Here is a 16,331-nt window from a genome sequence, read left to right on the forward strand (position 1 = left end):
GCGGCCCGCGCCCTACGACAAACTCCCGCCAACCGTACGCCCCCGCGCCTCACTCCTCTTCGGGCAGCTCTCCGACCCGGTTCTCCCACTTCGTGGAGAGCACGATCGTCGTACGCGTCCGGGAGACGCCCCGCGTGCCGCTGAGCCTGCGGATCGTCTTCTCCAGGCCGTCCACGTCGCTCGCCCTGACCTTGAGCATGTACGAGTCGTCGCCCGCGATGAACCAGCAGTCCTCGATCTCGTGCAGGTCCTTCAGGCGCCGCGCCACGTCCTCGTGGTCGGCGGCGTCGGAGAGCGAGATCCCGATGAGGGCGATGACGCCGAGGCCGAGCGAGGCGGAGTCGACGGTCGCGCGGTAGCCCGTGATGACACCGGCCGCCTCGAGGCGGTTGATCCGGTCCGTGACGCTGGGCCCGGAGAGGCCCACGAGCCGCCCGAGTTCTGCGTACGAGGCCCGGCCGTTCTCCCGCAGGGCCTGGATGAGCTGCCTGTCCACGGCGTCCATAGGTGCGATGCCTTTCATTATTCAGCGATACCGCGAGTCTATGTGCAGAATCTAAGGCGCAACAGGGTCTACACCCTGTAAATCTTTCCCACGTGTCCACAGGACGGCCGCGCTGGAGGCGCTACTCCCCCCGGGAGCCGGAGCCGAGCTCTCCCTCCCACCTGCGGTACAGGCCGTGCGGCACCCGGGCCGCGTCCAGCACCCGCCCGGCGACGAAGTCCACCAGGTCCTGGATGTGCGTCGCCCCCGCGTAGAACGCCGGGGAGGCGGGCAGCACGATCGCGCCCGCGTCGTCCAGGCTCACCAGGTGCCTCAGCGTCTGCCCGTTCAGCGGCGTCTCGCGTACGCAGACCACGAGCCGTCGGCCTTCCTTCAGCGTCACGCTCGCCGACCGCTGGAGCAGATCCTTCGAGAGCCCGAGCGCCACCCCGGCCACGCACGCCGTGGACGCCGGCACGATCAGCATCCCCTTCGTCGCGTACGACCCCGAGGAAGGGCCGGCCGCCAGGTCGCCGGCGGCCCAGTACCGCACGTCGGACACATCGGGGTCGAACACCCCCGGCTTGCCGTCCGCGCCGCGCGCCAGCCACTGCCGCAGGTCGTCCCGCCAGTGCGCGTCCCGGAAGGCGATGCCCGTCTCGTCGAGCAGCGTCAGCCGCGACGCCCGCGAGACGACGAGGTCCACGCTCTCCCCCGCCGCGAGCAGCGCGCGCAGCACCGCGGCGGCGTACGGCGTCCCGGAGGCGCCCGACACCCCCACGATCCAAGGCCTACGCTGCGTATCTCCTGGGTTCACGCTGTGCAGCCTATCCGTCGGCGTTTCAGACGGTGAGCCCGCGTACGAGCAGATCCAGCAGCGCGCACGCGAACAGGGCGATCCCGATGAACCCGTTCACCTGGAAGAAGGCGCGGTTCAGGCGAGACAGGTCGTGCGGCTTCACGATCGAGTGCTCGTAGACGAAGGCACCGGCGACCACCGCGAGGCCGATCCAGAAGAACACGCCCGCGTCGGTGGACGCGGCGTACCAGACGAAGAGCGCGGTCGTCACGAGGTGGCAGCCGCGGGCGCCCCAGATCGCGGCGGGGATGCCGAACCGCGCGGGCACCGACTTCACGCCGACCTCGCGGTCCGTCTCCACGTCCTGGCAGGCGTAGATCAGGTCGAAGCCGCCGATCCAGACGCCGACCGCGAGCCCGAGGATCACCGCCTGGCCCGACCACTCGCCGGTGACCGCGATCCACGCGCCGACCGGGCCCATCGCCTGCGCGAGGCCGAGGATCGCCTGCGGGAAGTTCGTGAACCGCTTGCCGTACGGATAGACGACCATCGGCACCACCGCGACGGGCGCCAGCGCCAGACAGAGCGGGTTGAGCAGCGCGGCCGACGCGAGGAACACGGCGAGCGCGATCAGCGCGCCCGTCCACGCGGACTTCACCGACACCGCGCCCGTGACGAGCTCGCGGTGCGCGGTGCGCGGGTTGCGGGCGTCGATCTCACGGTCGATGATCCGGTTCGCCGCCATCGCGAACGTGCGCAGGCCGACCATGCAGACGGTCACCAGGAGCAGCCGCCCCCAGTGGATGTTCTCGTCCAGCCGGAACATCGCGGTCAGCGCGGCGATGTACGCGAACGGCAGCGCGAACACGGAGTGCTCGATCATGACGAGCCGCAGGAATGCTTTGGTGCGCCCCGGTTGCGGGATCGCGGCTGATGCTGAACTCACGAGAGTCCGTACTCCTTCCAGCGACGGTCGACCTTCGCCGCCGTCTCCGGGTCGGACTCGACCATGTTCGGCCAGCCGCCGTCCCGGGTGTAGCCCTCCTCGGGCAGCTTCTTCGTGGCGTCGATGCCCGCCTTGCCGCCCCAGAACTGCTGGTACGAGGCGTGGTCGAGGTGGTCGACCGGGCCTTCGACGACGGTGAGGTCGCGGGCGTAGTCGGTGTTGCCGAGCGCCCGCCAGGAGACCTCGTGCAGATCGTGGACGTCGCAGTCCTTGTCCACGACGACGATCAGCTTCGTCAGGGACATCATGTGCGCGCCCCAGATGGCGTGCATGACCTTCTGCGCGTGCTTCGGGTACTTCTTGTCGATCGAGACGATCGCGCAGTTGTGGAAGCCGCCCGACTCCGGCAGGTGGTAGTCGACGATGTCCGGGACGATCACCTTGAGGAGGGGGAGGAAGAACCTCTCCGTCGCGCGGCCGAGCGGGCCGTCCTCCGTCGGCGGGCGGCCGACGACGATGGACTGGAGCAGCGGCCGCTTCCGCATGGTCACGCAGTCGATCTTCAGCGCGGGGAACGGCTCCTGCGGCGTGTAGAAGCCGGTGTGGTCGCCGAAGGGGCCCTCCGGCAGCATCTCGCCCGGCTCCAGCCAGCCCTCGATGACGACCTCGGCGTGCGCGGGCACCTGGAGCGGGACCGTCTTGCAGTCGACCATCTCCACGCGCTTGCCCTGGATGAACCCGGCCAGCATGTACTCGTCCATGTCGCCGGGGAGCGGCGCCGTCGACGCGTACGTCACGGCGGGCGGGCAGCCGAAGGCGATCGCGACCGGCAGCTTCTCGCCCCTGCGGGCGGCCACCTGGTAGTGGTTGCGGCTGTCCTTGTGGATCTGCCAGTGCATGCCGATGGTGCGCTTGTCGTGGCGCTGGAGGCGGTACAGGCCGAGGTTGCGCACCCCGGTGTCCGGGTCCTTGGTGTGGGTCAGGCCCAGGTTGAAGAAGGAGCCGCCGTCCTCGGGCCAGGTGAAGAGCGCGGGCAACTGCTCCAGGTCGACGTCGTCGCCGGTGAGGACGACCTCCTGGACGGGAGCCTCTTTCACCTTCTTCGGCGGTACGTGCGTCATCGCGCCGAGCTTCCCGAAGGCCTCGCGCACCCCGACGAAGCCGTGCGGCAGCTCCGGCTTGAGCAGGCCGCCGATCTTCTCGCTGATCTCGCCGTACGACTTCAGGCCCAGCGCCTTCAGGAGGCGGCGGTCCGTCCCGTACACATTCATCGCCAGGGGCATCGCCGAGCCCTTGACGTTCTCGAAGAGGAGCGCCGGGCCGCCGGCCTTCTGGACGCGGTCGACGATCTCGCCGACCTCCAGATACGGGTCGACCTCGGCCTTGATGCGCTTGAGATCGCCCTCGCGGTCCAGTGCCCGGAGCAGGGAGCGAAGATCGTCGTAAGCCATGCGTTCCAGTATCCGGCACCGGTTACCCTGGCCCCGTCACCGGGGGCCTGCACGCCTCCCGCCGTCACTGCTTGGGGGACCCCGCCACCATGCTCAGGTATCTGCCGTTCCTGCTGGTCCTGGCGGTGTGGATCTACGCCTTCATCGATGTACTGAACACTCCGGAGAAGGAGGTCAGGCATCTGCCCAAGGTGGTGTGGGTCATCATCGTGCTGCTCTTCGGGGAGGTGCTGCTCGGCCCGATCGCCTGGTTCGTCACGGGCAAGAAGCGGCACGCGCCCGGCGCAGGAGGCGGCAGGACCCGCTGGGTCGCGCCCGACGACAACCCGGAGTTCCTGAAGTCCCTCAAGGAAGAGGACCCGGACGACAAGAAGCGCGACAAGGGCACCGAGGGCTGAGGACCCGTATCCGTGGAACTGCGGCTCCTCGTGACCTTCGAGAAGGTCGCCACCGTCCTCAGCTTCACCCGCGCCGCCACCGAGCTGAAGTACGCGCAGTCCAGCGTCACCAGCCAGGTCCGCGCCCTGGAGACCTCCCTCGGCACCGAGCTCTTCGACCGGCTCGGCAGCCGCATCCGCCTGACCGAGGCGGGTGAGCGACTCCTCCCCTACGCCCGGCAGATCATCGACCTCGCCGACGAGGCGCGGGCCGCCGTCGTCGACGCCGAGGAGCCGTCCGGCACCATCGCGGTCGGCACCATGGAGTCCCTGACGTCCTACCGCCTCCCGCCGCTCCTCGAACTCTTCCACCACCGCTACCCGAAGGTGCGGCTCTCGCTGCGGCCCACGCTGGGCGACGAGACCCGGCAGGCGCTGCGGCAGGGGACGTACGACGTGGGCTTCCTGATGGAGCCGGAGACCGCGCACCACGGCCTGGAGACGGAGGTCCTCGCCGAGGAGCCGCTGGTCCTGGTCTGTGCCCCCGCCCATCCGCTGGCCGCGCGCGGGACGGACGGGCTCGTCACGGACGACCTGACGTCGGCGCAGCTCGTCGGCACCGAGCCCGGCTGCCCGTACCGGGACCTCTTCGAGGCGGAACTGCGCGAGCGGACCGGCACGCCGCCCCCGTTCATGGAGTTCGGCACCATCGAGGCGACCAAACAGGGCGTGGCGGGCGGCCTCGGGGTGGCGCTGCTGCCCGCCGTGGCGGTGGCGCGGGAGCTGGCGGACGGCACGCTCGTCCGGCTGCCGTGGGAGCCGCCGTTCACGCTGTGGACGCAGCTCGCGTGGCGGTCGGGGAAGCGTCTGCCGCCGCAGGTGCGGCTGTTCGTGGAGCAGGCCGTGCGGCTCGTGCGGGAGCAGGTCCGGTCCCCCGGCCCAGCGTGACCTTGAGGCTCGCCAGGACGATCAGCGGGACGCCGAGGGCCTGGACGGGCCCGATGTGGTGGCCGTAGACCGCCCAGTCGGCGACCATCGCGACCGCCGGGTAGGTGAAGGCGAGCACGGCGATCTTGGCGGTGGGCAGCTTGGCGTACGCCGCGTACATCAGGACGTACATCAGACCGGTGTGGATCACGCCGAGCCCGGCGAGCCAGGCCCATCCGGCGCCCGTGCCGCTCATCGCGCCGACGTCGGCGAAGGGCAGCAACAGCGGGATGCCGACGACGACTTGGACCAGGGCGATCAGATGCGGGCGGACTCCCGTTATGCGCTTGGTGACGAGGGTGGACAGGGCGTAGAGGACGGCGGCGAGGAGCGCGAGTCCGATGCCGGCGAGCGATCCCGCGTCGCCCGGGCGCACCCCGGACACCAGCACCAGCCCGGCGAACGCGGCGACGAGCCAGCCCAGTTGGGAGCGGCTCAGGCGCTCGCGCAGGACGACGGCGCTGAGCAGCACCAGGAAGAACGGCTGCGTGTGGTAGACGACGGTGGCCAGTGAGATCGAGGTGGCCTCGTACGCCTTGAAGAGGAACACCCAGTTGAAGACGATGAACACGCCGCCGAGCGCGGCGAGTCCGAGCTTTTTGAGGGTGAGCCCGTGGTCGCGGAAGTAGCCGCGGGCGAAGGCGTACGCGCCGAGGGCGAGGGCGCCGAACAGGACGCGGAAGAAGACGACGTCGAACGCCGCCGCGCCGGACTCGACGACGAAGATCCCGAGGGTGCCGGAGAGCACCATCGCGGCGGTGAGCTGGGCGGTGCCCGTGCGCTCCGAAGACTTGGTGGTGGTCATGCCGCCGAAGCTACGAGCGGGCGTACGCCCTGGTCCACGCGCCAGTGGGGCGTCCTCTCGATGGCTCCATCGGCGCTGTCGATGAGGCCTGACCGGGGGCCCGGAGGGGCACGATGGGAGGCATGAGCAGCGCATCCCGCATTCCGACGGTCGACCTGCGGCCGTGGCTTTCCGGCGACCCCGACGCCCGCGCGCGGACGGCCCGCACCATCGACGAGGCCCTGCGGACCGCCGGGTTCCTCCTGGTGACGGGGCACGGCGTCGACCCGGCGCTGCGCACGGCGATCCGGTCGTCGGCCCGCGGCTTCTTCCACCTGCCCGCCGAGGCGAAGCGGCCGTACGCGGTGCGGGTCGGCGGGCGCGGCTGGCTCGGCCCCGGCGCCGAGGCGAACAGCTACGCGGAGGGCACGCCCGCTCCCCCGGACCTGAAGGAGTCCCTGTCCTTCGCGGCGGACGACCCGACGGGCGACCCGGCCGTGGACGCCGAGTGGTTCACCCCCAACACCTGGCCGGAGGAGACCCCCGAACTACGGGCGCTCGTCCAGACGTACCTCCACGAGATGCGCTCCCTCTCCGACCGCCTGCTCGAACTGCTCGCCGTGGCACTCGGCGAGGCAGAGAACCACTTCACCCGCCACACCACCCACCCCACCTGGGGCTTCAACATCAACTGGTACCCGGGCCGGGAGCGCGTCGGCGACCCCGAGCCGGGCCAGTTCCGCATCGGCCCGCACACGGACTTCGGCACGGTCACGGTCCTCGACCGGCAGGCGGGCCGGGGCGGTCTCCAGGTCTTCACGGACGAGGGCGGCTGGGAGGACGCCCCCTTCGACCCGGCCGCCTTCACCGTCAACATCGGCGACCTGATGGCCCGCTGGACCGGAAACCGCTGGCAGTCCGGCCGCCACCGCGTCCTCCCTCCACCGGCCGACCACCCCACCGAGGAGCTGATGTCCCTCGTCTACTTCTACGAGTGCGACCCGGGCACGGACGGGAAGGGCATCGACTCCCACGTGTACCTGAGGGGCCAGCTGGACGCGATCACGGTGGAATAGCCGGGCCGCGACACGCCTTCCGCGGCCCGGACACACGCCTACGGACGCCGTCCCGCCTCGTCGACGACGACGCGCTCCAGGACGGCGGTGTGGGCGGTCACCGTGCCCTTCTTGAAGCCCGTCGGCAGGTCCTCGACCGCCACCTGCCGCTCACCGAGGAACTGCTTGGTCTTCTTGTCGAAGATCAGCTCCTGGCGCTCGCCGTCGTTCTCGCGGGTGATGGCCACACCGTGCCGCCCCGCCGCGTCCACCACGTCCCCGCGCACCTCGACGCCGGGGATCGTCGACGCGGCGAGGTAGAGCGCGGCCGCCTGCTTCGGCGGCATCAGACCGCCGCACAGGTCGCCGACCTGGACGAACGCGTTCTGGTCCTTGCTCTCGCCGCCCGAGGCCACCCGGTAGAGCCAGTCCCGCATGTTCACCGGGTCGGTCGGCAGCTTCTGCAGGCTGCGGTAGTGGGAGTCGCCCTCCACGAGCGGCAGGTCCGGCGGCATCCGCTCGTGGTCGAAGCCGTCGACACGGTCGTTGATCACCTCCGTGTGCTTGCCGTCCACCGAGCTCCAGTACTCCCGGACGTGCAGGGGCTGGAGGCGCGACGTCTCGTCGCTGCCCGTCTCCATGTACCTCTCTTTGGTCTTGATGTACACGAACTGGTCGTCGCGCAGGCCCTTCGGGGCGGGCTGTGCCTTCGCCGCCGCGGCGATCTCCTCCAGCATCCGCACGGTCTCCTCCGACGGCGGCCCCGCCTGCGCCGCCCGGTCGCCGAACGGCGAGGCGACCAGGACGCCCGCCGTGACGGCCGCGGCCACCGCTCCCGCGACGAGCGCGGGCCGGAACCAGACCTTCCGTCGCGCGGGCGCCATCTTCTCGTTCTGCCGGATCTCGGTCAACAGGTGCTCCTTGAGCAGGTGATGACGGCCCGGCGGAAGGTCGCGCTCGGGAAGCTCGTTCATCGTTCTCCCTCCCTGATGGGCCTGACCGCGGACGTGCGGCCACCTCTTACCTGTCCGTGCCCTTTGCGGGGTTCCAAGGCTTTCGCGAGTTTTGTACGGGCCCGGGAGAGCCGGGAGCGCACGGTGCCGACCGGAATGCCGAGGGCCCGCGCGGCGGCGGTGTATTCGAGCCCCGACCAGACGCAGAGCGCGAGCACCTCACGCTCGGCGCGGCGCAGCTTCGCCAGTGCCGTACGGACCAGGGCGAGCTGTTCCTCGTCGTCGATGCGCCCGGCGAGCTCGTCCGCGAAGTCGGGGACCGGCTCGTCCCGCGGCAGCCGGGCGACGGCGGCCGCGTGCCTGCGGGCCGCCCGGCGCACGTTGCGGGTGACGTTGGTGGCGACGCCCAGCAGCCAGGGCCGCAGCGACCCGCCGTCGGCGTCGACCCGGCCGCGCAGCCGCCACGCGTCGAGGAAGGTCAGGGACACGATGTCCTCGGCCGATGACCAGTCGCCCGTCAGCCGGAAGGCGTGGTTGTAGACGGAGCGCGCGTACGCGTCGAAGAGCTCGCCGAAGGCATCGGCGTCGCCGTCCCTGATGCGGACGCGCAGCGCTCTGTGACGTGCCTGAGGTTCCCCCTGATTCGTCTCCACGCCCTTTGACTGTCCGTACGGCAAAGGCCGGTTCCCGTGACCTGGGTCACGGGAACCGGCCTCACGAGGCGGCGCTGCGGCGGGTCAGACGCCGGCGTACGAGTGCTTGCCGGTGACGAAGATGTTCACTCCGTAGTAGTTGAACAGCCAGCAGCCGAAGGCGATCAGGGCCAGGTAGGCGGCCTTGCGGCCCTTCCATCCCGCGGTGGCGCGGGCGTGGAGGTAGCCGGCGTAGGCGACCCACGTGATGAAGGACCAGACCTCCTTGGGGTCCCAGCCCCAGTAGCGGCCCCAGGCGTCGCCCGCCCAGATCGCGCCCGCGATGATCGTGAACGTCCACAGCGGGAAGATGGCGGCGTTCAGGCGGTACGAGAACTTGTCGAGGGAGCCCGCCGAGGGGAGGCGCTCCAGGACGGAGGTGGCGAACTTGCCGGGCTGGCCGCCGCCCGCCAGCTTCGTCTCGTAGCTGTCGCGGAAGAGGTAGAGCATCGTCGCGACGAACCCGACGTAGAAGACCGCGCCGCAGAAGATCGCGGTGGAGACGTGGATCCACAGCCAGTACGAGTGGAGGGCCGGGACCAGCTGGTCGCTGTCGGTGTACAGGACGGTGACGGCGAGGCCGAGGTCGAGCAGGACCGTCGTGACCAGCGGGAGGCCGAGCCAGGCGATGGGCTTCTTCAGCGCGAGCAGCACCAGGTACACGCCGACGGCGACGGTGGAGAAGGTGATGCTGAACTCGTACATGTTGCCCCACGGCGCGCGCTGCACCGACAGGGCGCGGGTGAGGACGCCGCCGAACTCCAGGAGGAAGGCGAGCACCGTGAGGGAGACCGCGATGCGGCCGTAGAGGTCGCCCTTCTCGTCCCCGGCGGACGCGCCGGGACCGTCCGGCACGTCACGCGTACCGGCCACGGACCGGGTGACGACCTTCGGCCGCTCCAGGGTGGCGGTGCCGCCCTTGGCCTGGACGGTGACCGCGGGCGCCGCGGCCGCGGCGGTCTTGCTCGGGGTGAGCGCCGCGGCGGTGCGGGCGACCTTGCTGCGGCTGCCGAAGAGCCACTCCGCCATGTGCGCGAAGAAGGCCAGGAGGTAGACGGCCATCGCGGAGTAGATCAGCACGTTGCTGATGTGTGCGAGGTTTTCGTTGGGCTCGGCGGCCAGGGTGGTGGCGAGATTCACTTCTCGGCCCCTTCGGCAGGTACGACATCGGCGTTGGGCTCGGGCGCCGTCGGCGCCTGGTCGTGCAGGTGGGCGGCGAGCTGGGAGAGCTCCTCGGGGACCTTCGCGGACTCGCTGCGGCCGAGGCCCGCCATCTCCACGACGGTGACGCCGTCGGCGCCCCGGACCGCCCGCACCCACACGCGGCGGCGCTGGATGAACAGCGACCCCGCGAGACCGGCGACGGCGGCGATCGCGCCGCCGAGCGCCCATCCGGTGCCGGGCTGCTGCGAGATCTGGAAGGTCGCCCACTCCTTGAGGTTCTTCTCGAAGGTGATCGACCCGGCGCCGTCCGGGAGCTTCATGGTCTCACCGGGGCGCAGCCGCTGCTTGAACAGCTGGCCGTCGGCGTCCTTGAACTTCTTCATCTTGCGGGTGTCCAGCTGGTACACGTTCTGCGGGACACCGGCGTCGACGCCCAGGCTGCCGTGGTACGCGGACAGCGCGAGCACCGGGTACTCGGCGGCCGGGAACTGCGAGAACATCTGGCCCTTGCCGACGCCCGCGAAGGTCGGCACGAAGAAGGCGTTGAACCCGAGCTGGTCCGGCTTGCCGTTCTTGTCGCGGTAGTTGTCCATGACCTTGATGGCGCCGGTCGCGGTGCCGTTCTGGTCGATGGGCAGCAGCGGCACGGACGCCCGGTAGACGACCTTGCCCTTGCCGTCGCGGACGGTGACCGCGGGGGCGAAGCCGTGGCCGATGAGGTAGACCTTCGAGCCGTCGACCTCCAACGGCTTGTTGACCTCGATGGACTTCTTCTTCTCGGGGCCGTCGGCGCCCTCGGTGTAGGTGACGTCCGCACGGTAGGTGCGGGCCGTGCCGCGGTTGGGGCCCGACTTCTCGTACGTACCGACGAACCTGTCGAGCTTGAAGCTGAACGGTTCGAGGTTCGCGGAGTCGAAGAGGCTGCCGGACTTGAAGTCGTCGTACTGGCTGAGGGTGTTGGCGAAGCCGTCCCCCTCCATGATCAGCTTGCCGCCCTCGGACTTGAAGAGCTGCCCGGCGGCGAACGCGATCAGCATCACGATCAGCGCGATGTGGAACATCAGGTTGCCGGCCTCGCGCAGATAGCCCTTCTCCGCGGCGACCGAGGCGCCCGCGCCGGAGCCCGCGGTGTGCGCGCGGAAGCGACGCTGCCTGAGCATCGTCAGCGCGGCCTCGTGCACCTGATCGGGGTCGGCCTCGGTGCGCCACGTCGTGTACGCGGGCAGCCGCGTCAGCTTCTTCGGCGCGCCCGGCGGGCGGCCGCGGAGCTGGCCGACGAACTGCCAGGTGCGGGGCACGATGCAGCCGATGAGGGAGACGAAGAGCAGGATGTAGATCGCGGAGAACCACACCGAGCTGTAGACGTCGAAGAGCTGCAGCTTGTCGTAGATCGGGGCGAGCGTGGTGTGCCGCTCCGTGAAGTCCTGGACCTTGAGCTCGTCGACGTTGTTCTGCGGGATCAGCGAACCCGGGATCGCGCCGAGGGAGAGCAGCAGGAGCAGGATGAGCGCGACCCGCATCGACGTCAGCTGCCGCCAGAACCAGCGCAGCCAGCCGATGACACCGAGCTTGGGGAGGTTGGGCGCCGACTCGTCCCGCTCCCTGTCCCGCGGGGCGGTGGACATGCTGGCGCCCGCGGCACCGAATTCACCCTGCTCGTCAGGGGTTCCGGTCTTGCCCTCGGGCGCTTCCGTCTTGCTCATGGATCAGATCCCCACCGAGTAGCTGCTGGTCCAGACCTGCATGTCCTGCACGATGCTGTCCCACACACCGGTGACGAGGAGCAGGCCGGTCGCGATCATCATGATGCCGCCGACGCGCATCACCCAGACGTAGTGCCGCTTCACCCAGGCGAACGCGCCGAGCGCCTTGCGGAAGGCGACGGCCGCGAGGATGAACGGGATGCCGAGCCCCAGGGAGTACGCGACACCGAGGATCGCCCCACGCTGCGGGTTGCCGCCGTCGGCAGAGAGGAACATGACCGAGGCGAGGGTCGGGCCGATGCACGGCGTCCAGCCGACGGCGAAGAGGGCGCCCACCACCGGCGCGCCGGCCAGCCCGACGGCGGGCCGCTTGTGGAAGCGGAACTCGCGCTGGGTGAGCCAGGGCATGAGCCCCATGAAGAAGAGGCCGAGCACGATCATCACCACGCCGAGCGTCGTGTTGATGGTGCTCTGGTGCTCCTTGAGCGTGCGGCCGAGAGCGCCGAAGAAGACCGTGGCGGAGACGAAGACGACGGTGAACCCGGCCACGAAAAGGCCGGCCCCCGCTGCCATCCGGCCGCGCCGCGCCTCGCCGAGGTCCTGGCCGCCGACCCCGGTGACGTACGACAGATAGCCGGGCACCAGCGGCAGGACGCACGGCGAGAAGAAGGAGATGAGCCCGCCGAGCAGCGCGACCGGGATCGCGAGGAGCAGGGCCCCGCTCATGACGGTCTGGTTCGTACCGGTGACGGCCGCGAGCGCCGACATCACTTCTCCGCGAGGACGGGGTCGATCATCTTCCGCAGCTTCTCCTCGCTCAGCGGCTGCTGAGCGCGGGCCGCGATCTTCCCGTCCCGGTCGACGACGAGCGTGGAGGGAATGGCGTTCGGGTTGAGCGAACCCTGGGGGAAGCGCAGCATCAGCTTCCCCATCGGGTCGTACAGGCTCGGGTAGGGAACCTTGTGCTGCTTCTCGAACGAGATCGCCGGGCTGCGCTCGGGGTCACGCGTGTTGATCCCGACGAACTCGACGCCCTTGGACTTGGTCTCCTTGGCGAGCTTCACGAAGTTCGGCGCCTCGGCCCGGCACGGTGCGCACCAGGAGCCCCAGACGTTTATGACGACGATCTTGCCCTTGTAGGCCTTGGTGATGTCGAGCTTCTTGCCGTCGAGGGTCTCTCCGTCGAGCGACGGGTTCGGCTTGCGGTCGCCCTTCTTGACGGTGGCGATGCCATCGGACCCGGCGACGAAGTTGGTGTTTCCGGAACCGCCCGACACGCCGCCTGAGCTGCAAGCGGTCAGAGCCAGCGCCGCGACCGCGGCGCCTGCGGTGAGCAGGGCGGCACGGCTGCGACGGTGACTGCTGCTATCGACGCGGTGTGGGGCACGGCAGGCAACACTCATGTGAAAAGTTTCGCATGTCCATTTCGGGGATCTTCCGCACCCCCTCCACCGAACGAATCGCCCACTTCAGGCGCCCGAAAGACGCCTAGCGGAAGCTCTTCCAGCCCCCGGCGGGCTGCTGGCCGACCTCCAGGCCCTGGAGCTTCGCGAGCACCTTGGGGTCCTGCACGTCGAGCCAGTCGACGAACTGGCGGAACGACACGAGCCGCACGTCCTTCTTGCCCGCGATGTGCTTCAGCGCCTCCTCCACGGCATCCATGTAGATGCCGCCGTTCCACTCCTCGAAGTGGTTGCCGATGAAGAACGGCGCGCGGTTGGTCTCATAGGCACGCTTGAAGCCGGCTATGTAGGACTCCGTGGCCTGCTTGCGCCAGCCCGGGTAGTTGTGCGCGGGCGCCTTCGTCGAGTTCTTCGACTGGTTGGCGAGGATGTTGTAGTCCATCGACAGGACCTCGAAGGAGTGCCCGGGGAAAGGCATGGCCTGCAGGGGCAGGTCCCAGACGCCCATCTTCTTCTGGGGCCACTTCTGGCGGCCGCCGGGCGAGGATGCGTCATAGCGCCAGCCGAGCTTCTTCGCCGTCGGCAGCAGATTGTCCTGACCGAGCAGACAGGGCGTGCGGCCGCCGACGAGTTCCTTCTCGTAGTCGAAGGGCAGCGACGGCAGATCGGTCCAGCCGGTGTTCGTACGCCACTTCTTCACAAAGGACTTGGCCTGGTCGATCTCGTCCTGCCATTGCGCGGACGTCCAGTTGGCGACGGAACCCGTACCCGTGCAGAAGTGCCCATTGAAGTGCGTGCCGATTTCATGGCCCTCGAGCCAGGCCTGCCGGACGTACTTCAGGGTGTCCTTGATGTGACCGTCGGTGAGATAACCGATGTCGGAGGCGCCGACCGCGTTGTTCGGCGGCCGGTACATGCGCTTCTTCGATTCCGGAAGGAGATAAAGCCCGGAGAGGAAGAACGTCATGTGCGCGTCGTGGTCCTCGGCGAGCTTCAGAAAGCGCGGGAACAGACCGTTCCCCACTTCGCCCGCGCCGTCCCAGGAGAAGATCACGAACTGCGGGGGCGTCTCGCCCGGCTCCAGCGGGACGGGCTTGCCCGGCTGACGTGGCTGCTTGCCGGTGTAGGCGGTCGACCCGTCACCGATCGGCTTGGCCGGGCGCTTCTCGGCACCGGCGCCTTCCCCGGCCTTTCCCGCGGACTTCGACGAATCGCCGCCGCCCCCGGAGCCGCACGCCGCGAGCCCGAAAGCGGCGGCCGTGCCCGCTCCGAGACCGAGCATTCCCCTGCGGCTGATGTCGCGCATTCCTACCCCATTCGTCGCGCCCTTGGATCCGTTCCTGCCGTATCTGCCATGCAAGAGGGACGACCCGTTAGAGGGCGCGACGAACAGTGGGGTTCCGGACAAGCCGCATTTATTTACGGTTATTTGCCGGACGGGACATACAGTTGCCGAGCGATTACACGCGGTTGCTCACAGGCCGGTTTATCAGGCCCCGAATGCCTTGCTGTTGCCCTTATTACTGCCCTTCACGGGCTTGGCGCCGGCGCGCAGATGTGCGGGCACGAGATCCCGGGCCGGCTCGCTGTAACCCACCGAGACGATTCGGTCGCCGCGGTACGTGAACGTCGTCAGCGAGGCGAGCGTGCACTGCCGCTTGCGCGGGTCGTGCCACAGCCGCCGCTTCTCCACGAAGCTGCGCACGATCCAGATCGGCAGCTGGTGGCTGACGCACACCGCCTCGTGCCCGCGGGCCGCGTCCTTCGCCGCGTCCAGGGCGCCCATCATCCGCACGACCTGCTCGACATACGGCTCGCCCCAGGACGGCTTGAAGGGGTTGACGAGGTGCTTCCAGTTCTCCGGGTTCTTCAGCGCGCCGTCGCCCACCCCGAAGGTCTTGCCCTCGAAGACGTTGGCCGCCTCGATGAGACGGGCGTCGGTGGCCAGGTCCAGGCCGTGCGCCTTGGCGATCGGCGTCGCCGTCTCCTGGGCGCGGTCCAGCGGCGACGCGACGACATGCGTCACGTCACGGTGGGAGAGGTGCTCCGCGACGCGGTCGGCCATTTGCCGGCCGAGCTCGGACAGGTGGTAGTCGGGCAGCCGCCCGTACAGGATCCCGTCCGGGTTGTGCACCTCACCGTGGCGCATCACGTGGACGACGGTCAGCTCGTCGCCCGCCGGGGTGCCGGTCATGCGGTGGCCTCCGTCGCTTCCGCGGCCGCGCGCGCGGCACCCGGCAGGGCGGCGGCGATCCGCTCGACCGCCCGCTCGTCGTGGGCGGTCGACACGAACCACGACTCGAAGGCCGACGGCGGCAGATAGACGCCCTGCGACAGCATCGAGTGGAAGAACGCGGTGAAGCGGAAGGACTCCTGCGCCTTCGCGTCCTCGTAGTTCCGCACCTCGCGGTCGGTGAAGAAGACGGAGAACATGTTCGACGCGTTCTGCACGCGGTGCGCGACGCCCTCCTTGGCGAGCGCCTCGGTCACCAGGCCGCGCAGCTGCTCGGAGACGGCGTCGACCTTGGCGTACGCCGCGTCGTCGAGGAGCCGCAGCTGCGCGAGGCCCGCGGCCGTCGCGACCGGGTTCCCGGACAGCGTGCCCGCCTGGTAGACGGGGCCCGCCGGGGCGAGGTGCGCCATGACGTCGGCGCGGCCGCCGAAGGCCGCCGCCGGGAAGCCGCCGCCCATGACCTTGCCGAAGGTCATCAGGTCGGGCTTGACCCCGTCCACGCCGAACCAGCCGGCCTTCGACGTACGGAAGCCGGTCATCACCTCGTCCGAGATGTACAGCGCGCCGTTCTTGGCGCAGGCGGCCTTGAGGCCCTCGTTGAAGCCGGGGCGCGGGGGCACCACGCCCATGTTGCCGGGCGACGCCTCGGTGATGACGCACGCGATCTCACCGGGGTGCTTGTGGAACGCCTCCTGCACCGCTTCGAGGTCGTTGTACGGCACGACGATGGTGTCGCCCGCCTGGGCGCCGGTGACGCCCGGCGTGTCGGGGAGACCGAGGGTCGCCACGCCCGAACCCGCCGAGGCGAGCAGCGCGTCGACGTGTCCGTGGTAGCACCCGGCGAACTTGATGACCTTGGCGCGGCCGGTGAAGCCGCGGGCCAGCCGGATGGCGGACATGGTCGCCTCGGTGCCGCTGGAGACGAGCCGCACCTGCTCGACGGGCTCGATGCGGTCCACGATCTCCTCGGCGAGCGCGACCTCGCCCTCGCCGGGCGTGCCGAAGGAGGTGCCGTGCGACACGGCCTCCTGCACGGCGGCGATCACCTCGGGGTGGGAGTGCCCGAGGATCATCGGACCCCACGAACACACGAGGTCGACGTACTCGCGGCCGTCGGCGTCAGTCAGGTACGGACCGGTACCGGACACCATGAAACGGGGCGTACCACCCACAGCGCGGAACGCGCGCACGGGAGAGTTCACACCGCCGGGCGTCACGGCCGCCGCACGGTCGAAAAGAGTCTGCGAAACTGGGGCGCTATACGGGAAGCTCACACGAGCCATGGTGTCAGAGCGTCCGG

Annotated in this window: 16 protein-coding genes and 1 pseudogene; 3 read left to right on the forward strand and 14 right to left on the reverse strand. The window is 69.7% G+C overall.

Going from position 1 to position 16,331, the window contains the following annotated elements; genetic code table 11:
* Positions 1-49 precede the first annotated feature (49 nt).
* The 4 genes from ACZ7LU_RS16760 to ACZ7LU_RS16775 all read right to left on the reverse strand — a co-directional run bounded on the left by ACZ7LU_RS16760 (position 50) and on the right by ACZ7LU_RS16775 (position 3,680).
* Positions 50-505: an Lrp/AsnC family transcriptional regulator gene (locus ACZ7LU_RS16760; protein WP_030791839.1), complete on the reverse strand. Its 456-nt coding sequence runs from the start codon at positions 503-505 to the stop codon at positions 50-52.
* Between the two features lie 121 nt (positions 506-626).
* Positions 627-1,301, reverse strand: coding sequence for a UbiX family flavin prenyltransferase (locus tag ACZ7LU_RS16765; protein WP_398312605.1), 675 nt, complete (start codon positions 1,299-1,301; stop codon positions 627-629).
* 25 nt (positions 1,302-1,326) lie between these two features.
* A complete protein-coding gene (mqnP, locus tag ACZ7LU_RS16770) occupies positions 1,327-2,229 on the reverse strand; it encodes a menaquinone biosynthesis prenyltransferase MqnP (protein ID WP_398312608.1) in 903 nt (300 codons plus the stop codon).
* Positions 2,226-3,680: a menaquinone biosynthesis decarboxylase gene (locus ACZ7LU_RS16775; protein WP_398312611.1), complete on the reverse strand. Its 1,455-nt coding sequence runs from the start codon at positions 3,678-3,680 to the stop codon at positions 2,226-2,228. The genes mqnP and ACZ7LU_RS16775 overlap by 4 nt, the downstream gene beginning before the upstream one ends.
* Before the next feature lie 89 nt (positions 3,681-3,769).
* Here ACZ7LU_RS16775 and ACZ7LU_RS16780 point away from each other — a divergent pair, with 89 nt between their 5' ends.
* Both ACZ7LU_RS16780 and ACZ7LU_RS16785 read left to right on the forward strand, forming a co-directional pair.
* The gene (locus ACZ7LU_RS16780) at positions 3,770-4,078 is read left to right on the forward strand and encodes a PLD nuclease N-terminal domain-containing protein (protein WP_398312614.1); all 309 of its coding nucleotides are present in this window, start codon (positions 3,770-3,772) and stop codon (positions 4,076-4,078) included.
* Between the two features lie 12 nt (positions 4,079-4,090).
* Positions 4,091-4,981: pseudogene (locus tag ACZ7LU_RS16785) on the forward strand (LysR family transcriptional regulator); the annotation flags it as partial.
* On the opposite strand, the gene ACZ7LU_RS16790 reads toward ACZ7LU_RS16785, so the two are convergent.
* Positions 4,884-5,849: a DMT family transporter gene (locus ACZ7LU_RS16790; RefSeq protein WP_468088178.1), complete on the reverse strand. Its 966-nt coding sequence runs from the start codon at positions 5,847-5,849 to the stop codon at positions 4,884-4,886. The pseudogene ACZ7LU_RS16785 and the gene ACZ7LU_RS16790 overlap by 98 nt on opposite strands.
* A gap of 122 nt (positions 5,850-5,971) precedes the next feature.
* Here ACZ7LU_RS16790 and ACZ7LU_RS16795 point away from each other — a divergent pair, with 122 nt between their 5' ends.
* Positions 5,972-6,904, forward strand: coding sequence for an isopenicillin N synthase family dioxygenase (locus tag ACZ7LU_RS16795; protein WP_471917029.1), 933 nt, complete (start codon positions 5,972-5,974; stop codon positions 6,902-6,904).
* Positions 6,905-6,942: 38 nt separating this feature from the next.
* On the opposite strand, the gene ACZ7LU_RS16800 is transcribed toward ACZ7LU_RS16795, so the two are convergent.
* The 9 genes from ACZ7LU_RS16800 to hemL form a co-directional block, all read right to left on the reverse strand.
* Positions 6,943-7,857: a CU044_5270 family protein gene (locus ACZ7LU_RS16800; RefSeq protein ID WP_471917030.1), complete on the reverse strand. Its 915-nt coding sequence runs from the start codon at positions 7,855-7,857 to the stop codon at positions 6,943-6,945.
* Complete coding sequence (locus tag ACZ7LU_RS16805) at positions 7,854-8,489, reverse strand: RNA polymerase sigma factor (protein ID WP_471917031.1); 636 nt, start codon at positions 8,487-8,489, stop codon at positions 7,854-7,856. Before ACZ7LU_RS16805 ends, ACZ7LU_RS16800 begins: the two co-directional genes overlap by 4 nt.
* Positions 8,490-8,573: 84 nt before the next feature.
* Complete coding sequence (gene ccsB / locus ACZ7LU_RS16810; RefSeq protein WP_471917032.1) at positions 8,574-9,668, reverse strand: c-type cytochrome biogenesis protein CcsB; 1,095 nt, start codon at positions 9,666-9,668, stop codon at positions 8,574-8,576.
* Positions 9,665-11,395 carry a cytochrome c biogenesis protein ResB gene (resB, locus tag ACZ7LU_RS16815; protein WP_471917033.1) on the reverse strand — a complete coding sequence of 577 codons (1,731 nt, stop codon included), beginning with the start codon at positions 11,393-11,395 and terminating at the stop codon, positions 9,665-9,667. Before resB ends, ccsB begins: the two co-directional genes overlap by 4 nt.
* A 3-nt stretch (positions 11,396-11,398) precedes the next feature.
* Positions 11,399-12,163: a cytochrome c biogenesis CcdA family protein gene (locus tag ACZ7LU_RS16820; RefSeq protein ID WP_471917034.1), complete on the reverse strand. Its 765-nt coding sequence runs from the start codon at positions 12,161-12,163 to the stop codon at positions 11,399-11,401.
* Positions 12,163-12,798 (reverse strand): TlpA family protein disulfide reductase, encoded by a 636-nt coding sequence (locus ACZ7LU_RS16825; RefSeq protein ID WP_398312638.1) that lies wholly within the window; start codon positions 12,796-12,798, stop codon positions 12,163-12,165. The genes ACZ7LU_RS16820 and ACZ7LU_RS16825 overlap by 1 nt, the downstream gene beginning before the upstream one ends.
* An 85-nt stretch (positions 12,799-12,883) precedes the next feature.
* A complete protein-coding gene (locus tag ACZ7LU_RS16830) occupies positions 12,884-14,104 on the reverse strand; it encodes a polysaccharide deacetylase family protein (RefSeq protein WP_468088190.1) in 1,221 nt (406 codons plus the stop codon).
* 183 nt (positions 14,105-14,287) lie between these two features.
* Positions 14,288-14,992: a histidine phosphatase family protein gene (locus ACZ7LU_RS16835; protein WP_398312644.1), complete on the reverse strand. Its 705-nt coding sequence runs from the start codon at positions 14,990-14,992 to the stop codon at positions 14,288-14,290.
* Positions 14,989-16,314, reverse strand: a complete 1,326-nt coding sequence (gene hemL, locus ACZ7LU_RS16840) for a glutamate-1-semialdehyde 2,1-aminomutase (protein WP_471917035.1) — start codon at positions 16,312-16,314, stop codon at positions 14,989-14,991. Before hemL ends, ACZ7LU_RS16835 begins: the two co-directional genes overlap by 4 nt.
* Between the last annotated feature and the right edge of the window lie 17 nt (positions 16,315-16,331).

The organism is Streptomyces sp. NPDC039462, from assembly GCF_055639375.1.